The following is a 25,434-nucleotide window of genomic DNA, read 5'->3' on the forward strand; positions in this document are numbered from 1 at the left end:
CGACGGCATATGACGGAGGCGGGTGGCTCCGTACCATTCCGTTCGCCCGCGGCCTGCCGCTACTGTCGCGTCGGGCGCCGCCGACCTGCTGCGGCGTCGCCCTCGGGGGTGGGGCGCCTCCCGGCGATCGCCGGGGGAGGAAGGAAACCGACGTGATGCCCGTATCCGCACCCGGCCCGGTGGTGCCCGCCACCGGACCGTCCGACGGCGGGCTGACCCTGCTCGTGATCGAGGACGACCCGGCGGGGTCGCTCTCCATGCCCGAGCTGGCCGACATGACCGTGGTGGCCGGCAAACCGGTCCGCATCCGCACCGCCCGCAACCTCACCGAGGCGGAGCGGCTGCTCACCCACGACGTCCAGTGCATCCTCCTCGACCTCGCCCTGCCCGCCGGGGACCCGGCCGGCGGCGACCCCGACGCGCCCCGCGACGAGCTGGAGACCCTGCGCCGGGTGCTGCGGCTCGCCCCACGGCACGCCGTCCTCGCCCTGACCTCGGAGAACGACGCCGAGCGGGCCGCCGAGGCGGTACGGGTCGGCGCGCAGGACTACCTCTTCCGCGACGAACTGGACGGCCGGGTGCTCAGCCGCGCCATCCGCTACGCCGTCGAGCGCAAGCGCGCCGACCTGGCCCAGCACCAGCTCACCGAGTCCCGGCTGCGCGCCCAGGAGAACGCCCGGCTGGAGCGCGGCCTGCTGCCCCACCCGCTGCTCGCCGGATCCGACCTGCGGTTCGCCGCCCGCTATCGGCCGGGGCGCAGCCGCGCCCTGCTCGGCGGTGACTTCTACGACACCGTCCGGACGCCCGACGGCACCGTCCACGCGATGATCGGCGACGTCTGCGGGCACGGCCCCGACGAGGCGGCGCTGGGCGCCGAACTCCGGATAGCCTGGCGGGCGTTGACGCTGGCCGGGCTGCACGGCGCCGAGCTGCTCGGCGTCCTCCAGGAGGTCCTGGAGCACGAGCGCGCCGACGAGGAGATCTTCGCGACCCTCTGCACGCTGGACATCGCGCCCGACGGCCGCTCGGCCGCCCTCCACCTGGCCGGACACCCGGCCCCGCTGCTGGCCCGCCCCGGCGAGCCGCCCTGCCTGCTGCCGCAGGACGACGGCGGTCCGGCCCTCGGCCTGCTGCCGTCCGCGCGCTGGCCGCGGCTGGAGGTGGCGCTCGGCGACGCCTGGAGCCTGCTGATGTACACCGACGGCCTGATAGAGGGCCGGGTGGGCGGCCCGGAGGGCGGGGCGCGGCGGCTCGGGCAGGAGGGGATGATCGAGATGATCGCCCGGCAGATGAAGGAGGGGCTGTCGGGCGAGGAGCTGCTGGACGCGGCGGTCACCGAGGTGCGGGCCCTGAACGGCGAGGAACTGACGGACGACCTGGCGGTGTTGCTGCTGGACCGCCTCGGCGGCTGAGGGCTCCGGACGCGGTCAGCGGCCGCCGTTGAACGGCCCGTACGGCCCGTCGGAGCTGGAGCCCCGGCGGCGCGGGCCGCGGCCGGTGACCTGCTTCAGGGCCGGGCGGACGTCGACGAAGTAGACGATCGTGGCGACCAGGCCCAGGATCGGCAGGAAGCCCCACACGCCCAGGAACAGGTTCACGGCGACGGCGATGCCGAGGATGATCAGCCAGAAGCCCTTGTTCTGCTTGTCGGCGGCCCGGTAGGCGTCCTCGCGGTGGAAGGCCGCGTTCACGAAGGCGGCCACGGCGAAGACCAGCAGGCCCAGGGACACGAAGGCCCAGATCGTGTTGAAGCTCTGCACCAGCATTGCCGCCCACCTCTTGTCCGTCCGTGCGCTGCCTGACGTCGCCCGTGCTGCCCACCGTACTCGGGGAACGGCCGGAAGGCGGGGGAGGTGCCCGGATCTCCCGGCCGTTCTCCCGGCCGTTCGCGCGCGCCGCTACCGACCGTGCCGGCCCGTCACGCGTCGGACTTGGCGTCCCCGGCGTCGTCGGCCTTCTTGGCGGCGGCGGTGCGCTTGGTGCCGCTCCGGCGGGCGGCGGGCTTGGCGTCCTTGTCCGCGGCGGCCGTGTCGGCCTTCGCCTCCTCCTTGCCGGACGCATCGCCCTTGCCGGACGCCTCCGCCTCGTCGGACGGCTCGGTGGCCACCGGGATCTCCGCGACGTCGGCGGGCTGCTCGCCGCGCCACACCCGTACGGCCTCCCGGCCGCGCTCGGCCAGCTTCTCGAAGGTCTCGCCGCCCCGGGCGGCCAGCCCGACGGCCTGTCCGACGCCCTGGAGCGCCAGGTCCTGCGCGGTCTGCCCGAGCTTCTTCAGATCGCCGTCGAGCGACCCGACGAGCCCGGTGACCTTGGCCGTGACCTGCGCCTGAGCGTCCTTGGCCTGCTTGCTCACCCGGCCGCCCAGCTCCTTCGGGTCGGTCTTCCGCAACTGCTCGAGCCGCCCGGGGGCCTCGGCGACCACCTGCCCGAGCTTCTCGGCGGCGAGGTCCGCGGCACCGGCCGCGGCGTAGGCCGTGTCGGTGGCGGCCTTGCGGATGTCCTGGGTGGTGATGGCCATGCGATGGGTCTCCCGTCTCGCGATACGGCCGCCCCGGAAGGGGTCAGCCGGAGGGCTTGCTGTCGTCGTCTTCCGCCGGACCGTTCTCCTTGCGGAACGAGTCGTAGATGTCCAGCAGCACCTGCTTCTGCCGCTCGGTGATCGAGGGGTCGGCGAGGATCGCACTGCGCACCTCCGCCTCCTCCCGGGCCCGCTCGTCGAGGATCCCGGCCTGCACGTACAGCGTCTCCGCGGAGATCCGCAGCGCCTTCGCGAGCTGCTGCAGGATCTCCGCGCTCGGCTTCCGCAGGCCGCGCTCGATCTGGCTGAGGTAGGGGTTGGACACCCCTGCCGCGTCGGCGAGCTGACGCAGCGTCAGCTGCGCGCTGCGCCGCTGCTCGCGCAGGTACGCGCCGAGGTTGCCGACGTTGAGCGATGCCATGCGGCCGATGCTGCCGCATCTTGCTAACTTTTGCAAGCGACCTGCTTGCAGGTGTTGTCCGTCGCGGACGCCCTCGTGCGGCTACACGGAAGCGCGGTGGTGGTGATCCGTCCCGCTGAGGGCGGTTAGGCCGCCGGTCCAGGACCATCTGATCGCGTCCCGATCAGGCCGGGAGTTGGCCGTGGCCCTGGAGGGCGAAGCGTCGACCGTCAACGGCGGTGGTGACAGTGACGGATATGGCGGGCGATGCCGGCGCGTCCGCGGTTGCTGTCGTGAGCTGACCGCATCCCTTGTGAGGTGCGATGGCTTGCGGTGGTTGCCCTCCCGCACCCGCGCGGCGTCGGCGACGGCCGGGCCGGCCGGCATCGGGCCGCGGCGGACGGCCACCCCCGCGGCCCGGAGACCGCCGCGGCGGCAGTGCCGCGGCCGATGATCACGTCGTGCCGTCCGGGGGCGTGCGCCCCGGTCTCGTGGTGGCCGGCGGATCCGCCACGCTTTACCCAGCCGCCACCCGGCTCTCGGCCGATCGCCCGGAGCGTCCGTGCGGGTCTCAGGGCCCGCGCCTCGGCCGGGCGGGCGACGCCGTCTCAGCGTCCGCCCAGGCTGCTCCCCCCGTCGACGTCGAGGACGTGGCCGGTGATGAACCCCGCATCGTCGGAGAGCAGGAACGCCACGGCCGCCGCGACCTCGTCGGGAGTGCCCAGGCGTCCCAGCGGAACCGACGCGATCGCCCTCCGCTCGCCCTCACTGCCGGCCGGCCGCGCCCGGCGGAACAACTCCGTGGCCGTCGGGCCGGGCGACACCGCGTTGGACGTGATGCCGTCCGGGGCCAGCTCCAGCGCCCACGACCGCGTGCACCCCACGAGAGCGCTCTTGGCCGCGGCGTAGGACGTACGGTCCTTCGCCCCGTACGTCGCCCGCGAAGTGATGTTCACGATCCGGCCGAAGCGCTCCGCGCGCATCCCGGGCACGAGCGCCTGGACGATCTGGACCGAGGCGCGCAGGTTCAGGTCCATCACCTGCCGCATCACCGCCAGGTCCAGTTCTTCGATGGGCTGGGGGTGGGCCGTGCCCGCGTTGTTGACCACTCGGCACACCGTGCGCCCCCGGGTGACCTCCTCCAGCATGCGCGCGGTGTCCTCGGCGTCGGAGAGGTCGCACCGCAGGAACGTGCCGGGGAACTCCTCCTCGGGCGCGCTCCGCGCCACACCGATGACCCCGTACCCCGCATCCGCCAAACGCCGGGAAACCGCCCACCCGATGCCCTTGCTCGCGCCGGTGACCAGAACGTCCTTCATGCCGCCGCTCCTCAAACGCCCGCAGTTTTCCGGCCGCCGCTCGTCCTGCCCCCTCGTCGACGGCCACGTACACCACGGCCCCCCACCCGACGCTCCTCCCGGCCGACGGTGTGGGCGGTGGCCGCGGTGATCGATTCCGAGCATAGGGCGGGCGTCGGACGGCCCGTCAATCGCCGGGCACCGACGCGGCGGTCAGGCCGCCGGGCCTTCGGCGGGCGCCGGGACCAGCCTGCGGACGGTCAGCGGCTCCGCGAGGATCTCGTCCAGCACCTCGACCACATGCCGGAAGTGCGGGGTGGCGAAGTGCTCGTCGAGCGCCTCCTGGCTCGTCCACTGCTCGACGATCACCATGCGGGCGGGGTCGTTCGGGTCGGCGTAGGGGCGGTAGGCGAGGCAGCCGGGTTCGTCGAGGGACGGCTCGATCATGGCTTCCAGGGCGGTGCGGAGCCGGTCCTCCTTCCCGGGGGCGGCCAGGCATTCGGCGACGACGAAGAGGGTCATGTCAGGTCTCCCAACCATGGAAGGTGTTCGGAACGATCAAAGACGATCGGGTGAGGTCACGGGCGGGCGGGTCCGGTGCCCGCGCCGGTCGTGGTGATGGCGGTGGCGATCTCCTCCAGGTCCGCCGCCGTCAGCCGCAGCGACGCCCCGCCGATCCAGCCGTCGATCTGGCCGGGCGTGCGCGCCCCGGCGATGGCACCGGTGATGCCGGGCCAGGCCAGCACCCAGGCGAGGGCGGTCTCGGCGACGGTGGCGCCGTGCCGCGCGGCCACCGGCCGCAGCGCGTCGGCGAGCCGGAGGTTGGCGGCGAGGCCGGTGGTGAAGTCGTGGTGGTCGGCCCGCCAGTCGTCGGCGGGGAGGCGTGCGGCGCGTTCGGCGGAGAAGGCGCCGGTGAGCAGGCCGGACTGGAGCGGGGAGTAGGCGATCACGCCCGTTCCGTGGGCCTGCGCCCAGACGATCTCGTCCGCCGCGGAGCGGTTGATCGCGGAGAACGGCGGCTGGACGACGTCGACGTGGGCGATCCGCTCGGCGGCGGCCAACTGCTCGGCCGAGTGGTTGGACAGGCCGATCGCCCGGACCTTGCCCTCGGCCTTCAGATCGGCCATGACCTGCCAGTACTCCTCCAGCGGGGTGGCGTTCGGCGAGACGGCGCCGAAGCCGCCGCCCGCGTACTCCAGCGACTCGCCGGTGTCCGGGTAGTGCACCTGGTAGAGGTCGATGTGCTCGACGCCGAGCCGGCGCAGCGAGCCTTCCAGCTCCCGGCGGACACTGGCCGGCTCCATGACCCGGCGGGGCGCGGCCTCCGGGTGTTCCGGGTCCCAGACCAGGCCGGCCTTGGTGAAGAGGTACGGGCGGTCGGCCGCGGGCAGGCCGGCGACGGCCTTGCCGACCAGCTCCTCGGCGTGGCCGAGGCCGTAGACGGCGGCGGTGTCGATCCAGTTGACGCCGGAGGCGACCGCGTGCCGGATCGCGGCGACCGACTCGGCGTCGTCGGTGGCGCCCCAGGCGAAGCGCCAGCCGGCGCCGGCCACGACCCAGGAGCCGAAGCCGAGGCGGGTGATCTCCATGCCGGTGGTACCCAGGGGGAGGGTGGGGAGCGGGGTGCTGGTCATGTCAGGGCTCCTCGTTGGAGTGGCGGTGCGGGCCGGGGTGTGTCCCGGTGGCCCTCACTCTCGCCGCGCGACGGCGGCCCACCCAGTGGCAGCCGGTGCCTGGGCACGGCGTGACCAGGCTCGGCCGGCGACAACGGGCGGACGGAATGGCGATACTCGGCGCATGGCACTGGACAGACGGGCGGAGTTGGGCGAGTTCCTGCGGTCCCGGCGGGCACGGTTGCGCCCGGCGGAGCTGGGGCTTCCGGACTACGGGGGGCGGCGCCGCGTCCCCGGTCTGCGCAGGGAGGAACTGGCCCGGCTGGCCGGGGTCAGCGTCGATCACTACGTCCGCCTGGAGCAGGGGCGCACCCTCCACTTCTCCGAGGCGGTCCTGGACGCGGTCGCCCGCGCCCTGCGCCTGGACGCGGTCGAGCGCGAGCACCTGTACCGGCTGGCCCGACCCTGGTCGGACGCCGACCGGCCGGACGGGTCCGCGCCCGCCCAGCGGGTACGACCGGGGCTGCGCCGGCTGCTGGACTCGGTGGCGGACGTGCCGGCGTACATCGTCGGGCGCAACACCGACGTCCTGGCGTGGAACCGGCTCGCGGCGGCCCTCATCACGGACTTCGGCGCCCTGCCGCCCCGGCAGCGGAACCTGGCCCGGCTGGTGTTCCTGGACGAGGGGGTGCGCGGCCTGTACGCCGACTGGCGCGGCAAGGCGAGCGACGTCGCCGCGTACCTCAGGCTCGACGCGGGGCGGCACCCGGACGATCCGGAGACGGCGGCCCTGATCGCCGAACTGTCCGCCGCGAGCCCGGAGTTCAGGGAGGCGTGGGCCGAGCACCGGCTCAAGGACAAGACGCACGGCCGGTACCTCTACCGGCATCCGGCGGTCGGCGAACTGGACCTGGGATTCGAGGCGTTGCGGTTGCCCGACGATCCGGACCAGGCGCTGGTCGCCCACACGGTCGAGGAGGGATCGCCGTCCCAGACGGCGCTGCGGCTGCTGGCGGTGTGGACTCCGGAGGGGATGTCCACCGGGCGGTGAATTCGCCACGACGCGCGGTGGACTCGGTACGAGGCCCGGTCACGCCGTCGCCGCCAGCGCGAGCGAGGCGGCGGCGAGCGCGAAGTAGGTGCCGGGGAACGCGATGTTGTGGAAGACGCGGGCGCGAACGTGTGTGATCAGGGCGCCCGCGTAGAACAGGACGAGTCCGACGGCGGCCGCGAACCCCAGCGGGCGGACGCCGAGGAGGCCCAGGAGGAGGCCGGCGGCGCCCGCGGCCTTCAGGGTGGCGAGCACGGGGACCCACGACCGCGGGACGTGCACCTCGGCCGAGTTGGCGAGGACGAAGTCGAGCTTGGCGTAGTCGCCCGCGGCGATGGCGGCGTTGGCGGCGATCGTGAGGACGGTGACGACGACGTATGCGGTGACCATGCGGATGCGGTTCCGTTCGGGGGAGGCGGGGCGAGGGCGGCGCCGGCCCTCCCAGCGTCCGTCGCGGTTCCGGTTGGCGTCCAATACCCGCGTCCATAACCTGACGGAATGGATGTCGACACCCGTCTGCTCCGCTCCTTCGTCGCCGTCGCGGAGGAAGGGGGCGTCACCCGCGCCGCCGAACGGCTGTACGTCTCCCAGCCGGCGCTCACCAAGCAGATCAAGCAGCTGGAGCGGCGGCTCGGGACGCCGCTGTTCACCCGTTCCCGCGCGGGCATGACGCTCACCGGGCCCGGGCGCGTCCTCGCCGAGCGGGCGCCCGAGCTGCTGGCCCGCTGGGACGCGGCGGCGCGCGAGACCCGGCGGGCGGCCGGGCGGGCCGCCCGCGTGCTGCGCGTCGGCTTCCTGGCCAGCGCCGCCAACGAGGCGACCCCGCGCATCGTCGCGGAGTTCGCCCGCCGGCGGCCGGGCTGGCGCGCCGACATGCGGCAGGCCGCCTGGTCGGACCCGTCCGCCGGGCTCATCGACGGCGACGTCGACGTGGCCCTGCTGCGGCTGCCCTTCCCCGGGCAGGAGGCTTTGTGCGTCGAGGAGTTGTTCGACGAGCCGCGCTGTGTGGCCCTCGCCGCGGGGCATCCGCTCGCCGCGCGGGAGCGGATCGCCTTCCGCGAGCTGTGGGACGAACCGTTCGTCGCCGCGCCGCCGGAGACCGGTCCCTGGCGGGATCACTGGCTGGCCGCCGACGAGCGGGAGGGCCGGCCCGTTCGGGTCGGCGCGGTCACGGATCAGCCGGACGAGTGGCTCAGCGCGATCGCCCACGGGTACGGCGTCGCGCTGGCGCCCGAGTCGGCGGCGCGGTTCTACGCGCGGCCCGGGGTGGTGTACCGGGCGGTGAGCGGGGTGAGTCCCAGCCGGGTGGGGGTGGCGTGGGGGATGGGGGAGGAGGGGGATTCGGTGGTGGGGGAGTTCGTTCGGTGCTGCTTGGAGGTGGGTGGGTGAGGGGTGCCCCCTCCGGGGGAGTTTGAGGTCATCGCCCGAAGGGCGCTTCGGGGGTGCGGGGGCTCGCCCCCGCAAGAAACGGCGAAAGGGCGGGGCCGGGGCATCCTCCCCCCGGGAGGAGCGGCGCATCACGCCCAGTGCCACGACGAGCACCACCCCCGACAGCACGGCCACGCCGACAAGCACCCCGTACAACCCCTGCGTCACCGCCTCCCCGACCGCCCCCCGCACACTCGCGGGCAGCTCCGCCAGGGACGCGGGAGAGAGCCCGTCCCCGCCGGTCAGCCGGTCGGCCGCCGGAGCGCCGAGGCGGGTGGCGAGTTCGTCGCTCATGCGGCTCGTGTAGACGGCGCCCAGGACGGCCGTGCCGAGGGTGCCGCCGATGGTGCGCAGGAGCGTGACCGTTCCGGCGGCGGCGCCCATGTCGCGCGGGGGCGCGCTGCGCAGGGTGGTGAGGGTGGCGCTCTGCGAGACCGTGCCCAGCCCCAGCCCGAGGATGGCCGTCAGCGCCGAGGCGACGGGCGTCGGGGTGCCGGCGTCGAGGGTGAACAGCAGCAGCGCTCCGGCGGACATCAGGACGCCGCCCACGATCGGGACCAGGTGCCGGCGGCGGAGCCGCCCGTCGAGCCGGCCGACCGTGAGCTGCGCGGTGAGCATGCCGAGCATCAGGGGCAGCAGCAGCGTGCCGCCCGACGTGGACGAGGCGCCCCGCGCGAGTTGCAGGTACTGCGGGAGGTAGCTGATGACGGCGAGCAGGGCGGCGCCGCCGAGGAAGCTGAGGATCTGCGCCGAGAGGAAGGCCCGGCTGTGGAACAGCCGTGGCGGGATGACGGGTTCGGCCGCCCGCCGCTCCGCCCGCACGAACCCGGCGAGGGCCGCCGCGGCGACCGCGCCGAGGGCGGCGGTCTGCGGGGACAGCCAGGCGTAACGGGTGCCGCCCCAGCTGCCGAGCAGGGTGAGGGCGAGGATGGCGAGGGTCAGCAGCGTGATGCCGGCGACGTCGACGCGGGCCTTGATCCGTTCGGCGGGCAGCCGGACCCCGGCCACGGTCGCCACGAGGACCACCGCGCCCACGGGCAGGTTGACGTAGAAGGCCCAGCGCCAGCCGACGTGGTCGGTGAGGAACCCGCCGAGCAACGGGCCGCCGACGAAGGCGACCGGCATCATCACACCGACCACGGACTGCGAACGGCCCCGGTCCTCCGGGGCGACCAGGACGCCGATGACGGACAGCGCCCCGACCATCAGGCCCCCGCCGCCCAGCCCCTGGACCGCGCGGAAGGCGATCAACTGCCCCATGTCAGCCGCCAGTCCGGACAGCGCGGAGCCGGCCAGGAAGAGGACCACGGAGGCCAGGAACGCGCCCTTCCGGCCGTAGAGGTCGCCGAGTTTGCCCCAGAGCGGGGTGGCGACGGAGGCGGTGAGCAGGTAGGCGGTGACCACCCAGGAGAGGTGGTCGACGCCGCCGAGGTCGCCGACGACCGTGGGGAGCGCGGCGCTGAGGATCTGGCCGTCGAGCGCCGCCAGGAAGATGCCGAGCATCAGCCCGAAGACGCCGAGGCGGGGGAACGGCCGGGGCGCGGTCCCCGGTCCGTCCGCTGGAGTGGTGGTCATGGGTTCCCCCCGAGTGGTTGACGGTGGTGCCCGCGGGGCGGGCGGGGCTCAGGCGGCGGTCGCGGCGTAGGGCGCGGCCCGTCGCGCGGCCCGCAACGCGTGGGCCCACCAGGCCAGTCGGTCGAGCTGGGACGCGGCCGCGGCCTCGGCGCGGCGGTCGGTGAGGCGGCCGTCGGCGTCGAACGGGCCGTCGGCGAGGTGGAAGGAGACCGTGTCGCGCAGGGTGGCCGCGTCGAGTTCGGCCAGGACCGGCCGCAGTTGTTCGACGGCGCGCAGGCCGCCGGACCGGCCTCCGTAGGAGACGAAGGTGACCGGCTTGGCCTGCCATTCCCGGTGGTGCCAGTCGATGGCGTTCTTCAGGGAGGCCGGGAAGCTGCGGTTGTACTCCGGCGTGACGATGACGAAGCCGTCCGCCGTCGCCAGCCGGGGCGAGACGGCGGCGAGCAGTTCCGCGGTGCCTTCGGGGGCGGGTCCGCCGAAGGCGGGGAAGACGGTGGGCAGCGGGGTCTCGACGAGATCGACGAGATCGGCGTCCATGTCGTCCCGTTCGGCGAGGCGGCTCATCACCCAGCGGGCCACCACGGGGCCGAAGCGCCCTTCCCGGGTGCTGCCGTTGAGGACGGCGATGCGCAGGGGTTCGGCGGAGCTGTCTGTGTACGTCGTATCCATGGGCGTACAACGTACACATCGATGTGTACGGCGTCTACTGTTGATACGCTGTACGCGACATGCGGCGGCAGGTCACGGAGCGCCGCCACGACGAAGGAGCGGCGAATGGCGGACGCGAGCGGTGCCGACGGCGCCCCCAGCCTGTGGGAACGGCTCGAACGGCCCGCGCCCGCGCCGCGTCCGGCCGCGCTCACCCCCCGGCGCATCGCCGCCGCCGCGGTCGCCATCGCCGACGCGGAGGGGCTGGAGGCCGTCACCATGCGCCGGCTCGCCGCCGACCTCGGCGTGGCCCCCATGGCCGCGTACCGCTACGTGTCGGGCAAGGACGAACTCATCGCCCTCATGGTCGACTTCGTCCACGGCGAGCTGGAGCTGCCGGACGCCGGGGACGACTGGCGGACGGTCGTGCGCGCGGTCGCCCTGCGCACCCGCGCCCTGACGCTGAAGCACCCGTGGACGGCGCGGGCCGACCACCTCTCGCTCACGCCCAACCAGTTCGCCGTCTCCGAGCGCGTCCTCGCCGCCCTGGAGGGCCTCGGCCTGGACGCCGACACGAGGATGGCCGTCTACCGCACGGCCTCCGCGTATGTGCGCGGCGCCGTCGACTCCGAGATCGGCCTGTCGCTGATGATGCGCAAACGGGGCTGGAACACGGGCGACGAGGCCCGGGAGGGGCTGGCCCCCGAGATGACCTGGCTCATGGGCACCGGGCGCTACCCCGCGACCCACCGCTACTTGGCGGAGGCCCAGCGCAAGGACGACGCGGAGTGGCGGTTCGAACTCGGCCTGGACTGCGTGCTCGACGGCATCGCGGCCCGGCTGGGCATCTGAGGGACCGGGACCGCGCGGCCGACCTGACAGTCTCGCGGACGGTCGCCGGACCACCCCTCCCGCCGGCGCTACGATGCCGCCGCATGATCATGCGCAGACAGGACGGGTACGAACTCTCGACCGATCCCGACCGCCTTGACGTCGGTCTCGTCCACCACTGGCTGTCCACCGACGCGTTCTGGGCGATCGGCCGCAGCCGGGAGACCGTCGAGAAGGCCGTCGCCGCCTCCCTCAACTTCGGCGTGTACGACCCCGAGGGCCGGCAGGCGGGGTACGCGCGGGTGGTCACCGACCTGGCGACCTTCGGCTGGCTCTGCGACGTCTACGTCTCTCCCGGCCACCGCGGCCTCGGCCTCGGCGCCTGGCTGGCGACGGCGGTCCGCGACCACCTCGCCCCGTACCGGCTGAAGCGCCTGCTGCTCACCACCAAGGACGCCCACGGGCTGTACGCCCAGGTGGGGTTCGTGCCCGTCCACGACCCGGACGGGCTGATGATGATGAGCTTCGAGAACGACCCGCTCCCGGGCGCCGCCGGCTGACGCCCGGCCGGGGTCAGGCCGCCGAGTCCGCCGACGCGTCCGGGGGCAGCATGCGGCGGACGGCCCAGGCGCCCAGCGGGGCGAGGGCGGCGTACAGCTCGTGCCCGTCCTCGGTGAGCGAGTAGTCGACCTTGGGGGGCACGGCGTCGTGCACCCGCCGGCGCACGATGCCGTCCGCCTCCAGCTCGCGGAGCTGCTGCGTGAGGACCTTCTCGCTCACGCCCGGGAGGGACCTGCGCAGGGCGCCGAACCGGCGCGGCTCTTCCCGGAGTTCCCAGAGGATGAGCACCTTCCACTTGCCTTCGATCACATGCATGGCGGCGTCGATCGGACAGTGGTACGGCATCAGCTTGGTCATGGGTCCATCGTGCCGCAACGCTCCCGCTCCACGCGCCGGTCAGACGGTGTACGGGCGGGCCTCCCGGGCCTCCCGGAGCGAGACGGCCCACCAGGTGAGCTGGTCGAGGAGCACCTTGGCCGCCCCGGCGGCCCGGTTCCCCGCCTCCTCGTCGAGGTGGCGGCCGGAGGCGTCGAACGCGCCCCACGGGCTGTGGAAACTGACGGTCTCGCGGATGGTGACGGCGTGCAGCTCCGCCAGGACCGGCCGCAGGTGCTCGACCGCCCGCAGGCCGCCGGACAGCCCGCCGTAGGAGACGAACGCCACCGGCTTGGCCCGCCACGGGGTCGCGTGCCAGTCGATCAGGGTCTTCAGCGAGGCCGGGTAACTGTGGTTGTACTCGGGCGTGATGATGACGAACGCGTCGGCCCGCTCCAGCCGCGGCGACACCGCGCCGAGCAGCGCCGCGTCGTCCGCGTCCGGCTGGGGGCTGAGCCGGGCCGGGAGCGGGAGTTCGGCGAGGTCGACGACGTCCGCGTCGATGTCGTCGCGCTCGGCGAGGTGGGTGCCGAGCCAGTCGGCGACGGTCGGGCCGAAGCGGCCGTCGCGGGTGGAGGCGACGATCACGGCGAGGCGGTAGGGGGCGTGCGACATGGCGGTTCCTCGGGTCGGTGGGAGCGGACGGTGGTGCGGCCCGGCGCCGTGGGTACCGCGGGGGCGACGGGGCGACGAGGACGAGCTTGAAGCCTCAAGTTCGCTTGAGGTCAAGCCGTGTGCCTGCCGTCCCGTCCTCCGGTCAGAAGATGTCGGGGCACCACGGGCGGCGCGGCGTCCGCAGCAGCAGATCCGCCCGCGCGGCGGCCCCCGGCCGCTCCTCGGTGACGGACCCGGCCGCCACCAGCCGTACGGCCGACTCGTCGCCGAGGTACAGGGAGCCCAACGCGCCCGCCCCGAGCGTGAGATCGGCGTCCCGCGACGTGGCCGAGCAGACGGCCCCCTCCGGCCCGGCCTCCAGCAGGTACCGTCCGGCGGCGTACCCGTCCGGGTCGGTGACCTTCAGGACGAGGGAGCCCTCGGCGGCGTACGTCCGCGCCTCGAGCAGCGCCGGCACGTCGAGCGGGCGCAGCCAGAGGAGGTCCGCCTGGGTGGTGAGCCGGGCGGCGCGGGGGTCCGGCAGCAGCAGCGGCATGAGGTCGTCGGGCGCGCGGTCGCGGGTGGTGACGGTGGTGATCCAGTCGACCGAGAAGAGGTAGTGCCACAGGGCGCGTTCGGCGGCCGGGGAGACGGCGATGAGGTCGCGCACGACGGCCTTGTTCTCCGGCTGCATGGCGGTCCACTGATCCTCGACGCCGTAGGTGAGCAGGCCGTCCACGCGCCCCTCCGGGGACCGGTACAGCACATGGAACGGCTCCTTCCAGCCCATGGGGCTGGGGAGGTCGCCGGTGGCGAACCGCCACCACCGTTCGGTGCGGTCGACCACGCCGTGGCGCTGGGCGCGCAGCCGTTCGTGCAGGCCCGGGCCGTGTTCGCGGACGGTGGCGCCGTCCGCGAAGTCCACCCGCCCGCCGCACTCCGGGCCCGCGTACCGCCGGTCCAGCGCGCTGCGGGTGATGTGCACCTCCCAGGCGGCGGAGGTGGTGGCGGGGCCGAAGCCGAACCGCCCGTAGATCGGGTACTCGGCGGCGACCAGGGTCGCGGCGGCGTCCCCGCGCTCCTTGGCGGCGGCTAGGTCGCGCGCCATCATCCGGCTGAGCACGCCACGCCTGCGGTGCGTGGGGGAGACGGTGACGTTGGTGATCGCGTTCACGGCGGGCTGCGCGCCGCCGGGCACCGTCAGCCGCTGCGGGTGGCTGCGGAACGTGCCGACGCAGCGCCCGTCGTCGAAGGCGCCCTGGGTGCGCGCGAGGTCCATGCCGGCCGCGCGGACCTCCACCTCCTCCTTGTCGGGCGTGGGGGCGGTGAGGAAACCCGTGCGCATGGCGGTGACCCAGGAGGTCAGGTCGCCGTCGTCGATCGTCCGTATCTCAAGTGCCATACGGCGTACGGTAGGCGGGTGCTGCGGGGGAGCGCCCCTGAATTTCGGGGGCGCCACACCGGCCTCAGGAGCGCCATATCGACTCTCTGGGGCCCCTGGGCCACGCATGCCTCAGGGGCGCCCAGCGGCCTCACCGCAGGCGCTCAGAACGCCGCGCGGATCTCCCCGACGCGTTCGCCGCCGCCCAGCAGCGGCGCGTCGGCGATCCGGGCGAGGACGGGCGCCTCGACGCCCGCCAGCTCCAGCGCGCGGGCCAGCACCGGGCCGAGGGCCCGCAGCGAACCGTCGTCGATCTTGAACGCCAGTGCCCGGCCGTCCGGCAGGGCCACCGCCTGGACCGCCTCCGCGCCCATCTTCGACAGCGCGCCCGGCACCTCGCGCATCAGCCAGGTGTCGGGGCGGCGGGTGCCGGCCACGTACTCCGGGTGGGCGCGCATCGCGTCCGCCACCCGCCGCTCCGGCGAACCGGGCTCGGCGAGCACGAAGTGGCGGAAGGCGCGGGCGAGACCGGTGAGGGAGACGGCCATCAGGGGCGCCCCGCAGCCGTCCGTGCCGACGTGCGCGACGCGCTCGCCGCTCGCCTCCTCGACGGCGGCCAGGGCGAGCCGCTGGAGGGGGTGCTCGGGATCCAGGTACGAGTCCACCGGCCAGCCGTTGGCGGCGGACGCGGCGATCATGGCGGCGTGCTTGCCGGAGCAGTTCATGGTGACCCGGTCCCTGACCCGGCCCGCGGCCAGGTACGCCTCCGCCTCGGCGGGGTCCAGCGGCAGGTCGGGCGGGGTCTGGAGGTCGCCCTCGGTGAGCCCGAACTCGTCCAGCATGGTGCGGACCAGCTCCAGGTGGAACGTTTCGCCCGAATGGCTCGCCGCCGCGAGGGCCAGCCGCTCCCCGGAGAGTTCCAGACCGGCCCGGAGGACGGCGGCGGCCTGCATCGGCTTGTTGGCGGAGCGCGGGAAGACCGGCGCGGAGGGGTCGCCGAGCGCCAGCTCCACACCGCCGTCCGCCCCCAGCACCACCAGCGAGCCGCGGTGCCGGCCCTCGACGAAACCGGACCGGACGACCTCGGCGAGGACCGGGCGTATCGCGACGTCGTCCGGCGCGGATATCGCGGGCAGGGAAGGAGTGGAGGTGCTCATGGGCCGGGCCTTCCGGGGGCGGGGACCGCCCCCGGGTGTCACGGGAGCAGGTCGTCTACTTGCGCTTCTCCTTCACGGTACCTGCGCGCGATCTCCGCACCGCAATCGTCCGCCGTGCGCTGGAGCTGCCGGCGCCGCTCGGAGACGTGCCGCTCGTAGGCCGCGAGCCGGGCCAGCCCCGCCCGCAGCTCGGCGTCCGTCCGGGCGGCCAGGTCCGACAGGGCGACCTCGCCCAGCATGTCCTCGGCCAGCCGCCGGTACTCCTCGGCGTGCGGCGTCCCCAGCGTCACGTGGCGGGCGGAGGAGCGGTGGGCGGACGGATCGTCCGTGAGGATCTCCGTCAGCCGGTCCACCAGCAGCCGGCGGTCGGACGACGGGGTGCCCGGCGCCGCCCGGCGCTCCAGCTCGGCCCGCAGGATGTCGATACGGCCCTGGAGCAGCCGCCGGACGTAGCTGAGGTCCGCCTCCTCCCGCCGGGCCTCCTTGCGCACCGCCCGCAGCTCCGCGAGCCGCAGCTCGCCGAGCTGCCGCACGGGAACGTCCGCGAGCCGCCCGGACCGCTGGCTCGGCGGCCTCGCGTGCAGACTGTCCACGGCGTCCCCGGCTTCCGATGCCTTCGCCCTGAGCGCCTCAAGTGTCTTCTCGAGCGTCTTGGGCGTCTTCTCGGGTGTCTTGAGGTGGTGCTCGATCGGTGTGGTCATGCGGCTCCGTCCCCTCGCGCCGGGTGCGTACGGAACGCTGTGCCCGCATATCGCACCGCCTGCACGCATCGTGCCACTGTGCCCCGCCCGGCCGCAGGCCGTCTCCACCCGAACGGCCCTGAAGGGGGCGGCCCGACGGCGCCCGGCATCATGGACGGCATGCGTGCTGTGGTGCAGAGGGTGAACGGGGCGTCCGTCGTCGTGGACGGCCGGACGGTCGGCGAGATCGTGGGCGAGGGGCTGTGCGTGCTGGTCGGGGTGACCCACGACGACACCCCGGAGAAGGCGGCCCAGCTCGCCCGGAAGCTGTGGTCCGTCCGGATCCTCGCCGACGAGAAGTCCTGCTCCGACGTGGGCGCGCCGCTGCTCGTGGTCTCCCAGTTCACGCTTTACGGTGACGCGCGGAAGGGGCGGCGGCCCACCTGGAACGCGGCTGCTCCGGGCCGCGTGGCCGAGCCTCTGGTGGATGAGGTGGTGGCTCGGTTGCGGGAGTTGGGGGCGTCGGTGGAGACGGGGGTGTTCGGCGCCGACATGAAGGTGTCGTTGACGAACGACGGGCCGTTCACGGTGCTCTTGGAGGTGTGAGGGGGGAGGGCCCGCCGGACGGGCCGGATACAGCCCGTCCGGCGTTTGAGGACGAGCGGCGGAGCCGCGAAGGGGGGTCTGGGGGCTTGCCCCCAGGAAACGGTGAAAGGGCGGGTCCGGGGCACCCTACGGCTCGACCACGACCTCCTGCGCCGCCGCCGTCCCCTCGCCCACGACCAGCGCCGCGTCCACGGGAACATTCCGTTTCACGAGGGCGAGCGCGATCGGCCCCAGCTCGTAATGCCGCACGGCAGTGGTCACGAAGCCGAGCTGCCGCCCGTCAGGCCCGTCCGAGGCCAGCCGCACCGGCGCCCCGTGCCCCGGCAGGTGGACCTCGCTCCCGTCGAGGTGCAGGAAGACGAGCCGCCGCGGCGGCTTCCCCAGGTTCTGGACGCGGGCGACGGTCTCCTGGCCTCGATAACAACCCTTTTGCAAATGAACAGCCGTGCCGATGAGGCCGAGCTCGTGCGGGATCGTCCGGTGGTCCGTCTCCCGGCCGAGCCGCGGGCGGTGGGCCTCGACGCGGAGGGCCTCCAGGGCGAGGACGCCGGCGGCGGGACCGTGTTCCGCCGCGAAGGACTCCAGCCGCTCGCGCGGCAGGAACAGGTCGCGCCCGTGCGGCGTCTCGCGGACGACGACGCCGTCGGGGGCCTCGGCGATGGAGCCGGCCGGCAGGTGGACGACGGCGATCTCGTCGGTGCGGTCGGCGACCTCCACCCGGTAGAAGAACTTCATGCTCTCCAGGTAGGCGAGCAGCGCCTCCTGGGTGCCGGGTTCCACGTGGGCCCAGACGGTCGTGCCGTCGTCGACGAGGGAGAGGGCGTGTTCGATGTGGCCGTTGGCGGTGAGGATCAGCGCCTCGGTGGCCTGCCCGGGCGGCAGCTCGCTGACGTGCTGGGTGAGCAGCAGGTGCAGCCAGCTCAGCCGGTCGTCGCCGGAGACGGCGATCACTCCCCGGTGGGAGAGGTCGACGAAGCCGGACCCGTCGGCGAGCGCGCGCTGCTCGCGGAACGGGTCGCCGTAGTGCGCGGCGACGCCTTCGTCCGGGCCCTCGGCGGGGACGGCGCCGGGCAGCGACAGCAGAGGGCTCTTGGATTGACGCAGCATGGGCCCAGCCTACGACTCGCGCGGGCGGGGGCCGAGGCCCGTACGGTCCGCCCTAGGAACCGGCCGGTGCCTTGCCCGAGGCGCAGGCCCGGCACCGTCCGAAGATCGCGAAGTGCTTCATGTCCGTCTCGAAGCCGAACTCCGCGCGCAGCCGCTCCGTGAAGTCGGCGGCCACCGGCAGACCCGCCTCGATCACCCCGGTGCAGTCCCGGCAGACCAGGTGTATGTGGTCGTGCCGGTCCGCGAGGTGGTACGTGGGGGCGCCGTGGCCGAGGTGGGCGTGGCTGACCAGGCCGAGCTCCTCCAGGAGCTCCAGCGTCCGGTAGACGGTGGAGATGTTGATGCCGCCGGCCGTCTTGCGGACCTCGGTGAGGATGTCGTCCGGCGTCGCGTGCTCCAGCCGGTCCACCGCTTCCAGCACGAGCTGACGCTGGGGCGTCAGCCGGTAGCCGCGCTTGCGGAGATCGCTCTGCCAGTCGGTGTCCACCACACCTCCAGTCTAGGCGGGTCAGTCTTCCCCGACCCCCTTCAGGTAGCCGGCCAGGGCCGCGATGGCGTCCGGGTTGCGCGGGCTCTCCACGAGGTCCACGTAGTCGAGGACGAAGATCCGCTTGTTCTTCACGGCGGGGACGTCGGCCAGCGGCGGGTAGGAGAGCAGGAACTTCCGCTTCTCCTCGGCGGTGACGTCTCCGTAGTTGTTGATGACGATGACGTCGGGCCGCCGGTCGACCACCGTCTCCCAGCCGACGGTGGTCCAGGTGTCCTTCAGGTCGCTCATCACGTGGTCGCCGCCGGCCTTGGTGATGATGTCGTGCGGGCCCGCGTAGGCGCCCGCGGTCACCGGCTTGTCGCGGCCGTCGTCGTAGAGGAAGACCTTGGGCCGCTTGCCGTCGGCCGGGATCGCGGCCTGCGCGTCCGCGACCTTCTTCTTGAACCCGGCGACGAGCTTCGCCGCCCGGTCCTCGACGTCGAAGATCTTCCCCAGGGTGGTGAGGTCGGTGTAGAGCGCCTCCAGCGGCGGCATCACGCCGCGCTGCTTGCCGCTGCCGCTGCGGCAGGACTCGGTGAGCACGTACGAGCCGATACCCAGCTTCCTCAGCGTGGCGGGCGTGAAGCCGTCGCCCTCGCCGAAGCCGTAGTTCCAGCCGGCGAAGACGAGGTCGGCCTTGGCGTCGAGGACCATCTCCTTGTTGATCTGCTTGGTGGACAGCCGCTTGACCTTGTCGTAGCCGTCCTTCCAGGGGATGTCGTCCTTGCGGCTGGTCTTGTAGTCCGGCGCCACGTAGCCGGCCATGTGGTCCTCCAGGCCGAGCGCGAACATGATCTCGGCGATGCCCACGTCGTTGGTCACCACCCGGCGCGGCGCCTTGTCGTACACCGTCTTCACACCGCAGTTCTCGATGGTGACGGGGTAATGGCCGGACGCCGGGGCCTTCTTGGCGTCGTCGGTCTTCTCGTCCACCTGCGCGCCGCAGCCCGCCAGGGCGAGGGCGGCGGTCAGGCAGACGAGGACGCGGGGGGTGCGCATGGCTCGCATGGCGGGGCTCCTGAGGACGAGGGATTACCGGGGGAGGCGGTCGAAGAGGAGTTGCGGGACGCCGGACACCGGGTGGGGCACCCGGTGCGCCCGGACGCCGAAGACGTCGGCCAGCAGCCCGGCCGTCAGCACCTCGTCCGGCGGCCCGGACGCGACGAGCCGCCCGCCGTGGACGACGTACAGGACGTCACAGTGGGTCGCGGCCAGGTTGAGGTCGTGCAGCGCGGCGAGCACGGTGAGCCCGGAGTCCCGTACCAGCGCGAGGACTTCGAGCTGCTGGCTGATGTCCAGGTGGTTGGTCGGCTCGTCCAGGACCAGCACCCGCGGCTGCTGGGCGAGGGCGCGCGCGATCAGGACGCGCTGCTTCTCGCCGCCGGAGAGGGTCAGGAAGCCGCGGTCCGCGAGGTGCCCGGCGCCGACCCGCGCCAGGGCCGCCGCGCAGACCTCGGTGTCCTCGCGGGAGGTGCGGCCGGCCGCCCGCTGGTGCGGCAGCCGGCCCATCGCGACGACCTCGGCGACCGTGAAGTCGAACTCGCCGCCCGACTCCTGCGGCAGCGCCGCCAGCCGCCGGGCGCCCTCGCGGGCGGTGAGACCGTGCAGGTCGTCGCCGTCCAGCAGCACCCGGCCGTACGTCGGCCGCAGTGCGCGGTAGACGCACCGCAGCAGCGTCGACTTGCCGCTGCCGTTGGGGCCGACGACGCCGACGAACTGCCCGCTCTCCGCCCGCAGTTCCACGTCCCGGACGAGCCGGGCGCCGGCCACCTCGACCGACAGGTCCTCGATGTCGACCCGCATCAGGCCCCTCCGAAGGTGTAGCCGCGCCGGCGCATCAGCAGGATGAAGCAGGGCACGCCGATCAACGCCGTGATCACCCCGACCGGCAGTTCGACGGGCGCGAGCAGCAGCCGCGAGACGACGTCCACCCACACCAGCAGCACCGCGCCCAGCAGTGGCGCGACGGCGAGGACGCGGCGGTGGTCGGCGCCGACCAGCATCCGGGTGGCGTGCGGGACCATCAGCCCGACGAAGCCGATGGCGCCGCTGACGGCCACCACGGCACCGGTGACGGCCGCCACCACGACGAACAGCACCCGGCGCCGCCGCTCGGGGTCCACGCCGAGCGCGGACGACGTCTCGTCGCCCATGGCCAGCACGTTCAGGCCGCGCGCCGACCACAGCAGGTAGCCCAGGCCCAGCAGCACGGCCCCGGCGGCGATCGGCACGGACTGCCAGCTCGCGCCGCCCAGGCTGCCGAGCAGCCACATCATCGCGGAGCGGGCGGCGTCCCCGCGGTCCGCGCTGAAGACCATCAGGGTGGTGATCGCGGAGAAGCCGTAGTACATGGCCGTCCCGACCAGCACCAGCCGCAGCGGGGTCAGCCCGTGCCCGGTGCCGCGGGCCGCCGCGTAGACCAGGGCCATCGAGGCGAGCGCGGAGAGGAACGCGGCGCTGGACAGCGCCCAGACGCCCAGCGAGCCGAGCACGCCGAAGAGGAGCACCGCGTTGGCGCCGACGGCGGCGCCGGAGGAGATGCCGAGCACGAACGGGTCGGCGAGGGCGTTGCGGACCAGCGCCTGGGTGGCCACGCCGACGGCGGCGAGCCCGGCGCCGACCACCGCCGCCAGCAGGGCGCGCGGGAAGCGCAGCTCCCAGACGATGGTGTAGGCGGAGACCTCGTCCGCCCCGATCCTGCCCCCGGTCAGCCCCGCCCCCAGGTAGCGCAGCACCCGCCCCCAGCCGATGCCGGAGGAGCCGAGGGCGACGCAGCAGAGCAGGGAGCCGAGGAAGACCACGGTCAGCCCGGCGAGCAGGGGTGGCAGCGGGATCCGCCGTGCCGGTGCGGGTGCGGTGGTGCCGGGCGGGGCGTGCGCGGTGGTCGCCAAGGGGGACGCCTTCGGCTCGGGCCGTGGGCCCGGGCACGCGTGCCCGTAGGAGCCCCACCGCGCCGCGGGGGGCCTCCCCTCGCAGTCCACGGCGAGTTGTCAGGAGCTGACACCGCCGCGGGTGATCGGGCTCGCGGAGCACTCCTCAGTGCTCCGCCTACCGTTGCGGGTCAGCGCCGGACTTCGACCGGACTTCCCCCGCGGGGCGCTTCGTACGGCAGCCTGGGCTTACGGCTGCTCGGGGTTGTAGGGGGTGCCGTCCGGGCGGAAGAAGGAGACGCCGTCCGGCAGGTCGTCCGGCAGGTTCCGCGCCCACTCCTCCAGAGCGGCCACGTCGGCGGTCTTCTTCAGCTGCGCGGACATGTACGGCCGCAGCGGCACCTCGGGGGTGGCCTTCTCGCCGACCCACATCAGGTCGCCCTTGACGTACCCGTAGAGGCGCTTGCCGCCGGAGTACGGGCCGGACGCGGCGGTCCGTGCGACCGCGTCCGTGACGATGTCGATCTGCGGCTTCTTGTCGGCGAGCTCGCCGTACCAGACCTCGACGACGCCCTGGTCGCGGATCATGACGACCTCGACCTGGCGGTTCTTGTCGATCCGCCAGTAGCCGCTCTCGGTCTCCAGCGGACGGACCTTGTTCCCCTCGGCGTCGAGCACCCAGCTGCGCGAGACGTACTCCAGGAAGTCCCGGCCGTCGTGGGTGAAGGTGACTTCCTGCCCGAAGTTGCACTTCTCGGCGCCCGGGAAGTCGGCGACGCCCGCCCCCTCCCACTTGCCGAGGAGGAAGACGAGGGGCACCAGGTCCCGGTGGAGGTCGGACGGAATCTCGATCATGGGCTCAGCTCAGACGATCTGTAGGGGGTGGTCAGGGAGGCTCAGCGCTGGCCCTGGTACAGCTTCTTCCAGGTCAGCCCGGCGAACGCGAGGACGCCGACGGCGACCAGGACCAGCAGGGTGGTGAAGACTGCCTCAAGCACGAGCGCGCTCCTCGGTCGGAGTGAGGGGTTACGGACCTGCGACGAGTCTAGTCGGCCCGCTGCGGATCGGCGGTGTGAGGTGGTACGGCCCCGGGACGGCCCGGTCGTGGGGCGCCCGGCCTACAGTGATCCCATGCGGAAGAAGCTCGTGATCAAGGTGACGGCGGGCGCGGACGCGCCCGAGCGGTGCTCGCAGGCGTTCACGGTGGCGGCCGTCGCCGTGGCGAGCGGCGTCGAGGTCTCGCTGTGGCTGACCGGGGAGTCGTCCTGGTTCGCCCTGCCGGGGCGGGCGGCGGAGTTCGAACTGCCGCACGCGGCGCCGCTGCCCGAGCTGATCGACGGCATCCGGGCGGGCGGCGGCATGATCACCGTCTGCACGCAGTGCGCGGCGCGGCGGGACATCGAGGAGAAGGACCTGATCGAGGGCGCGCGCATCGCGGGGGCCCAGGTCTTCGTCGGCGAGGCCATGGCGGACGGGGTGCAGGCGCTGGTCTACTGACCGTCCGGCCGGTCGTCTACTGGCCGTCGCGTTGGTCGTCGCGCCCGCGCCGGTCGTCCAGCTCGTTCCACCAGCGGTCGGACTCGGGGTCGCCCGTCTCCTCGTCCCACCAGCGGTCGTCGGGGCCCCTGCGGTTGGCCACGATGGCCGCCACCGGGGGGATGACCATCGCGAACAGGCACATGCCGATGGCGGCGGGCACGGACCACAGCCGTACGACGGCCCAGGCCAGGACGAACATCCCGACGCACGTGCCCATCATGGCGAAGTACAGGTGACGCCGCCGCGCGTACATGCTTCAACGGTACGGCGGGGGCCGGGCGCCGTACAGCGCGCGCGGCCCGTCCGGGGGCGCGCGGGCGGGAGAGCGTGCCGGAGGGCCGCACTCCGCCATCAGGTCGTCCAAACCCCGGGGTGCGGCCCTCCGGCCGTCCGGCGCGCGGGGCGCCGTGCTTTATGCGGCGCGCCCGCTCAGACGGCGATCGCCACCTCCGCCAGCCCACCGGGCTGCGCGACGACCGTACGGTCGGCGGTCGCGCCCGGGACGAGGGCGCGGACCGTCCAGGTGCCCTCGGCCGCGTAGAAGCGGAACTGCCCGGTCGCGGAGGTGGGGACCTCCGCGGTGAACTCGCCGTCGCTGTCCAGCAGGCGCACGTAACCGGCGACGGGCACGCCGTCACGGGTCACGGAACCCTGGATGGTCGTCTCGCCCTGCTTGGCCGTCGAGGCGTCGGGGCCGCCGGCCTTGGCTCCACACATGCTGCGTACCTTTCCTCGTTCGTGCTGTCGTCGGGCGGGTCAGTTGGCGCCGAGCTCGATCGGCACGCCGACGAGGGAGCCGTACTCGGTCCACGAGCCGTCGTAGTTGCGGACGTTGGGCTGCCCGAGCAGCTCGTGCAGGACGAACCAGGTGTGCGCCGACCGCTCGCCGATCCGGCAGTACGCGATGGTGTCCTTCGTCAGGTCCACGCCCGCGCCCTCGTAGACGGCCCGGAGTTTGTCGTCCGACTTGAACGTGCCGTCGTCGTTGGCCGCCTTGGACCAGGGGATGTTGCGCGCCGTCGGCACGTGGCCCGGGCGCTGCGACTGCTCCTGCGGGAGGTGGGCGGGGGCGAGCAGCTTGCCGCTGAACTCGTCGGGGGACCGGACGTCCACCAGGTTCAGGTTGCCGATAGCGGCCACCACGTCGTCCCGGAACGCGCGGATCGAGGCGTCCTGCGGCTTGGCCTTGTACTCGGTGCGGGGCCGCTGCGGGACCTCGGCGACCAGGTCGCGGGAGTCCAGCTCCCACTTCTTGCGGCCGCCGTCGAGGAGGCGGACGTCCTGGTGGCCGTAGAGCTTGAAGTACCAGTAGGCGTAGGCGGCGAACCAGTTGTTGTTGCCGCCGTAGAGGACGACCGTGTCGTCGTTGGCGATGCCCTTCTCGGACAGCAGCTTCTCGAAGCCCGCCTGGTCGACGAAGTCGCGGCGGACCGGGTCCTGGAGGTCCGTCCGCCAGTCGATCCGGATGGCGGACTTGATGTGGTTCTTGTCGTAGGCCGAGGTGTCCTCGTCGACCTCGACGATGACGGTCTTGGGGTCGCCTGCGTCGATGCGGGCCTGGAGCCAGTCGGCATCCACCAGGACGTCATTGCGGCTCATGCTGTTCTCCTCCGGGGCAGTTGCTGAGGTACGCCAAGGGCGTGCCGGGCGCCGGCACATGGCGGTGATGCGGGAGGGGGGCCGGAGCGGCCGGCCGAAGAGGGGGCGGAGCCCCGTCAGGCACGACGACACAGCATGGCGGCCACACGGCACAGGTCGACTGCCCGCCGCTTGGTGAGATCCGCCTGTCGCCTCATGGTGCGATCGTAGGGAGGGTGGGGGAGGGGTGTCACCGGTGTGTCGGTATATGAGACGGACCGTCTCATTTTTCGTCCGTCCGGCACTTGAGGACGAGCGGCGAAGCCGCGGAACGGGGGTGTGGGGCGTCAGTCCCGGGAAACGGCGAAGGGGTGGGGCCGGGGCTCATCCCGCCAGCCGGACACCCGTCCCACCGAGCGTGATCTCCACACCCTTCTCATTGGTCTCGACCTTCTCCAGCTTGATCCCCCGGGGCAACCCGGTGATCTCCCGCTCGAAATCCGTCTTCGAGCGGATCAGCCCCTCCAGCCCCGGCAGATCCGAAGGCACCTTCTCCGCGTGCACCCGCACCCGCGTGTCCCCCGCCAGGCTCACCGTGGACACCACACTCCGCTTCACCACGCCCATCGGCAGCGGGATGCTGCCCGTCACCTTGACCCGGCTGGTGCCGGACGCGTCCTTGCCGCCGTAGCCGACAGTGATGCCCTGCCCGGCGATGCGGCTGAGGTCCTCGTACGAGATGTGGGCCGTGCCGGTGGCCCGGTCGGCGACGGCGGAGGTGAAGCTGCTGTCGACGCGGACACCGTGCAGGGTCGCGTCGAAGTCGCTGACCCGGATCGACTTGTCGCCCGTGCCGGCCGTGACACCGCCGTCGAGCGAGACCTCGACCTCGTCCAGCTTGGAGTCCGCCACCTGGGTCAGGAACGGGAAGCCCTTGATGGAGACGTCGGGCTTGCCCGACATGTTCTGGCTGCTCTGTATCTTGCCCGCCGCCTCGTCCTCCACGTACCAGACCGCCACACGGTCGGCGGCGACGAAGAGGCCGCCCAGGATCACGACGACGATCAGCAGGGTGCGTATGGCGCGCATCGGGTG

At 73.4% G+C, this 25,434-nt stretch carries 31 protein-coding genes, 1 pseudogene and 1 riboswitch; of the genes and pseudogenes, 7 read left to right on the forward strand and 25 right to left on the reverse strand.

Annotated features, from left to right (window positions below; translation table 11 throughout):
• Positions 1–155 precede the first annotated feature (155 nt).
• Positions 156–1,412 carry a PP2C family protein-serine/threonine phosphatase gene (locus tag J7W19_RS18435; RefSeq protein ID WP_004949210.1) on the forward strand — a complete coding sequence of 419 codons (1,257 nt, stop codon included), beginning with the start codon at positions 156–158 and terminating at the stop codon, positions 1,410–1,412.
• A 15-nt stretch (positions 1,413–1,427) separates the two neighbouring features.
• Here the strand turns inward: J7W19_RS18435 and J7W19_RS18440 are convergent, their stop codons facing one another.
• From J7W19_RS18440 to J7W19_RS18465, 6 genes are all read right to left on the reverse strand, one after another.
• The gene (locus J7W19_RS18440) at positions 1,428–1,766 is read right to left on the reverse strand and encodes a DUF2516 family protein (protein ID WP_004949207.1); all 339 of its coding nucleotides are present in this window, start codon (positions 1,764–1,766) and stop codon (positions 1,428–1,430) included.
• Between the two features lie 152 nt (positions 1,767–1,918).
• Positions 1,919–2,518, reverse strand: a complete 600-nt coding sequence (locus J7W19_RS18445; protein ID WP_004949206.1) for a hypothetical protein — start codon at positions 2,516–2,518, stop codon at positions 1,919–1,921.
• A 43-nt stretch (positions 2,519–2,561) separates the two neighbouring features.
• Positions 2,562–2,939: a helix-turn-helix domain-containing protein gene (locus J7W19_RS18450; protein ID WP_004949204.1), complete on the reverse strand. Its 378-nt coding sequence runs from the start codon at positions 2,937–2,939 to the stop codon at positions 2,562–2,564.
• A 587-nt stretch (positions 2,940–3,526) separates the two neighbouring features.
• Positions 3,527–4,237 carry an SDR family oxidoreductase gene (locus J7W19_RS18455; RefSeq protein ID WP_004949202.1) on the reverse strand — a complete coding sequence of 237 codons (711 nt, stop codon included), beginning with the start codon at positions 4,235–4,237 and terminating at the stop codon, positions 3,527–3,529.
• Positions 4,238–4,429: 192 nt separating this feature from the next.
• Complete coding sequence (locus tag J7W19_RS18460) at positions 4,430–4,738, reverse strand: putative quinol monooxygenase (RefSeq protein WP_004949200.1); 309 nt, start codon at positions 4,736–4,738, stop codon at positions 4,430–4,432.
• Positions 4,739–4,794: 56 nt separating this feature from the next.
• Complete coding sequence (locus J7W19_RS18465) at positions 4,795–5,850, reverse strand: aldo/keto reductase (RefSeq protein ID WP_004949198.1); 1,056 nt, start codon at positions 5,848–5,850, stop codon at positions 4,795–4,797.
• Between the two features lie 163 nt (positions 5,851–6,013).
• Between J7W19_RS18465 and J7W19_RS18470 the strand changes: the two genes are divergently transcribed.
• A complete protein-coding gene (locus J7W19_RS18470; RefSeq protein ID WP_004949196.1) occupies positions 6,014–6,880 on the forward strand; it encodes a helix-turn-helix transcriptional regulator in 867 nt (288 codons plus the stop codon).
• A gap of 39 nt (positions 6,881–6,919) precedes the next feature.
• Here J7W19_RS18470 and J7W19_RS18475 read toward each other — a convergent pair whose 3' ends face one another.
• Positions 6,920–7,270, reverse strand: coding sequence for a DoxX family protein (locus tag J7W19_RS18475; protein WP_078588135.1), 351 nt, complete (start codon positions 7,268–7,270; stop codon positions 6,920–6,922).
• A 108-nt stretch (positions 7,271–7,378) separates the two neighbouring features.
• Here J7W19_RS18475 and J7W19_RS18480 point away from each other — a divergent pair, with 108 nt between their 5' ends.
• Positions 7,379–8,269 (forward strand): LysR family transcriptional regulator, encoded by an 891-nt coding sequence (locus tag J7W19_RS18480; RefSeq protein ID WP_078588134.1) that lies wholly within the window; start codon positions 7,379–7,381, stop codon positions 8,267–8,269.
• A gap of 303 nt (positions 8,270–8,572) precedes the next feature.
• Here J7W19_RS18480 and J7W19_RS18485 read toward each other — a convergent pair.
• Positions 8,573–9,883, reverse strand: a pseudogene (locus J7W19_RS18485) (DHA2 family efflux MFS transporter permease subunit); the annotation flags it as partial.
• Between the two features lie 48 nt (positions 9,884–9,931).
• The gene (locus J7W19_RS18490) at positions 9,932–10,552 is read right to left on the reverse strand and encodes an NADPH-dependent FMN reductase (protein ID WP_004949192.1); all 621 of its coding nucleotides are present in this window, start codon (positions 10,550–10,552) and stop codon (positions 9,932–9,934) included.
• A gap of 105 nt (positions 10,553–10,657) precedes the next feature.
• Here J7W19_RS18490 and J7W19_RS18495 point away from each other — a divergent pair, with 105 nt between their 5' ends.
• Both J7W19_RS18495 and J7W19_RS18500 read left to right on the forward strand, forming a co-directional pair.
• Positions 10,658–11,383, forward strand: coding sequence for a TetR/AcrR family transcriptional regulator (locus J7W19_RS18495; RefSeq protein ID WP_004949190.1), 726 nt, complete (start codon positions 10,658–10,660; stop codon positions 11,381–11,383).
• Between the two features lie 83 nt (positions 11,384–11,466).
• Complete coding sequence (locus J7W19_RS18500; RefSeq protein ID WP_004949188.1) at positions 11,467–11,922, forward strand: GNAT family N-acetyltransferase; 456 nt, start codon at positions 11,467–11,469, stop codon at positions 11,920–11,922.
• A 13-nt stretch (positions 11,923–11,935) separates the two neighbouring features.
• Here J7W19_RS18500 and J7W19_RS18505 read toward each other — a convergent pair whose 3' ends face one another.
• From J7W19_RS18505 to J7W19_RS18525, 5 genes are all read right to left on the reverse strand, one after another.
• A complete protein-coding gene (locus tag J7W19_RS18505; protein WP_004949186.1) occupies positions 11,936–12,280 on the reverse strand; it encodes a winged helix-turn-helix transcriptional regulator in 345 nt (114 codons plus the stop codon).
• Between the two features lie 39 nt (positions 12,281–12,319).
• Positions 12,320–12,913, reverse strand: coding sequence for an NADPH-dependent FMN reductase (locus J7W19_RS18510; protein WP_004949184.1), 594 nt, complete (start codon positions 12,911–12,913; stop codon positions 12,320–12,322).
• 142 nt (positions 12,914–13,055) lie between these two features.
• Entirely contained in the window at positions 13,056–14,294 is a 1,239-nt protein-coding gene (locus J7W19_RS18515) for a GNAT family N-acetyltransferase (protein ID WP_004949183.1), read from the reverse strand.
• 143 nt (positions 14,295–14,437) lie between these two features.
• Positions 14,438–15,430 (reverse strand): asparaginase, encoded by a 993-nt coding sequence (locus tag J7W19_RS18520; RefSeq protein WP_004949181.1) that lies wholly within the window; start codon positions 15,428–15,430, stop codon positions 14,438–14,440.
• Positions 15,431–15,468: 38 nt separating this feature from the next.
• Positions 15,469–16,131 carry an RsiG family protein gene (locus J7W19_RS18525; protein ID WP_004949179.1) on the reverse strand — a complete coding sequence of 221 codons (663 nt, stop codon included), beginning with the start codon at positions 16,129–16,131 and terminating at the stop codon, positions 15,469–15,471.
• Between the two features lie 159 nt (positions 16,132–16,290).
• Between J7W19_RS18525 and dtd the strand changes: the two genes are divergently transcribed.
• Positions 16,291–16,716, forward strand: coding sequence for a D-aminoacyl-tRNA deacylase (gene dtd, locus J7W19_RS18530; RefSeq protein ID WP_004949176.1), 426 nt, complete (start codon positions 16,291–16,293; stop codon positions 16,714–16,716).
• Positions 16,717–16,842: 126 nt separating this feature from the next.
• Here the strand turns inward: dtd and ygfZ are convergent, their stop codons facing one another.
• The 6 genes from ygfZ to J7W19_RS18560 all read right to left on the reverse strand — a co-directional run bounded on the left by ygfZ (position 16,843) and on the right by J7W19_RS18560 (position 22,077).
• Positions 16,843–17,823: a CAF17-like 4Fe-4S cluster assembly/insertion protein YgfZ gene (ygfZ, locus tag J7W19_RS18535; RefSeq protein WP_004949174.1), complete on the reverse strand. Its 981-nt coding sequence runs from the start codon at positions 17,821–17,823 to the stop codon at positions 16,843–16,845.
• 52 nt (positions 17,824–17,875) lie between these two features.
• Entirely contained in the window at positions 17,876–18,313 is a 438-nt protein-coding gene (locus J7W19_RS18540; RefSeq protein WP_004949173.1) for a Fur family transcriptional regulator, read from the reverse strand.
• 18 nt (positions 18,314–18,331) lie between these two features.
• Positions 18,332–19,351: an ABC transporter substrate-binding protein gene (locus J7W19_RS18545; RefSeq protein WP_004949171.1), complete on the reverse strand. Its 1,020-nt coding sequence runs from the start codon at positions 19,349–19,351 to the stop codon at positions 18,332–18,334.
• A 33-nt stretch (positions 19,352–19,384) separates the two neighbouring features.
• Positions 19,385–20,155, reverse strand: a complete 771-nt coding sequence (locus tag J7W19_RS18550; RefSeq protein WP_004949169.1) for an ABC transporter ATP-binding protein — start codon at positions 20,153–20,155, stop codon at positions 19,385–19,387.
• Positions 20,155–21,243, reverse strand: a complete 1,089-nt coding sequence (locus J7W19_RS18555) for a FecCD family ABC transporter permease (protein WP_004949167.1) — start codon at positions 21,241–21,243, stop codon at positions 20,155–20,157. Before J7W19_RS18555 ends, J7W19_RS18550 begins: the two co-directional genes overlap by 1 nt.
• 99 nt (positions 21,244–21,342) lie before the next feature.
• Positions 21,343–21,478, reverse strand: a riboswitch (cobalamin riboswitch).
• A complete protein-coding gene (locus J7W19_RS18560) occupies positions 21,472–22,077 on the reverse strand; it encodes a heme-binding beta-barrel domain-containing protein (protein ID WP_004949165.1) in 606 nt (201 codons plus the stop codon). (Overlaps the previous riboswitch by 7 nt.)
• 276 nt (positions 22,078–22,353) lie before the next feature.
• On the opposite strand from J7W19_RS18560, the gene J7W19_RS18565 reads away from it, so the two are divergent.
• Positions 22,354–22,719, forward strand: coding sequence for a DsrE family protein (locus J7W19_RS18565; protein ID WP_004949161.1), 366 nt, complete (start codon positions 22,354–22,356; stop codon positions 22,717–22,719).
• 16 nt (positions 22,720–22,735) lie between these two features.
• Here the strand turns inward: J7W19_RS18565 and J7W19_RS18570 are convergent, their stop codons facing one another.
• The 5 genes from J7W19_RS18570 to J7W19_RS18585 all read right to left on the reverse strand — a co-directional run bounded on the left by J7W19_RS18570 (position 22,736) and on the right by J7W19_RS18585 (position 25,428).
• Positions 22,736–23,014 carry a DUF3099 domain-containing protein gene (locus J7W19_RS18570; protein ID WP_004949158.1) on the reverse strand — a complete coding sequence of 93 codons (279 nt, stop codon included), beginning with the start codon at positions 23,012–23,014 and terminating at the stop codon, positions 22,736–22,738.
• 176 nt (positions 23,015–23,190) lie between these two features.
• Positions 23,191–23,478, reverse strand: a complete 288-nt coding sequence (locus J7W19_RS18575) for a DUF1416 domain-containing protein (RefSeq protein WP_004949157.1) — start codon at positions 23,476–23,478, stop codon at positions 23,191–23,193.
• Positions 23,479–23,517: 39 nt separating this feature from the next.
• Positions 23,518–24,360, reverse strand: a complete 843-nt coding sequence (locus J7W19_RS18580) for a sulfurtransferase (protein ID WP_004949155.1) — start codon at positions 24,358–24,360, stop codon at positions 23,518–23,520.
• 116 nt (positions 24,361–24,476) lie between these two features.
• Positions 24,477–24,626, reverse strand: a complete 150-nt coding sequence (locus J7W19_RS33835) for a putative leader peptide (RefSeq protein WP_411848839.1) — start codon at positions 24,624–24,626, stop codon at positions 24,477–24,479.
• A 97-nt stretch (positions 24,627–24,723) separates the two neighbouring features.
• A complete protein-coding gene (locus J7W19_RS18585) occupies positions 24,724–25,428 on the reverse strand; it encodes an LmeA family phospholipid-binding protein (RefSeq protein WP_004949154.1) in 705 nt (234 codons plus the stop codon).
• Positions 25,429–25,434: the final 6 nt, after the last annotated feature.

Origin of the sequence: Streptomyces mobaraensis NBRC 13819 = DSM 40847 (assembly GCF_017916255.1) — a bacterium.
GTDB lineage: Bacteria > Actinomycetota > Actinomycetes > Streptomycetales > Streptomycetaceae > Streptomyces > Streptomyces mobaraensis.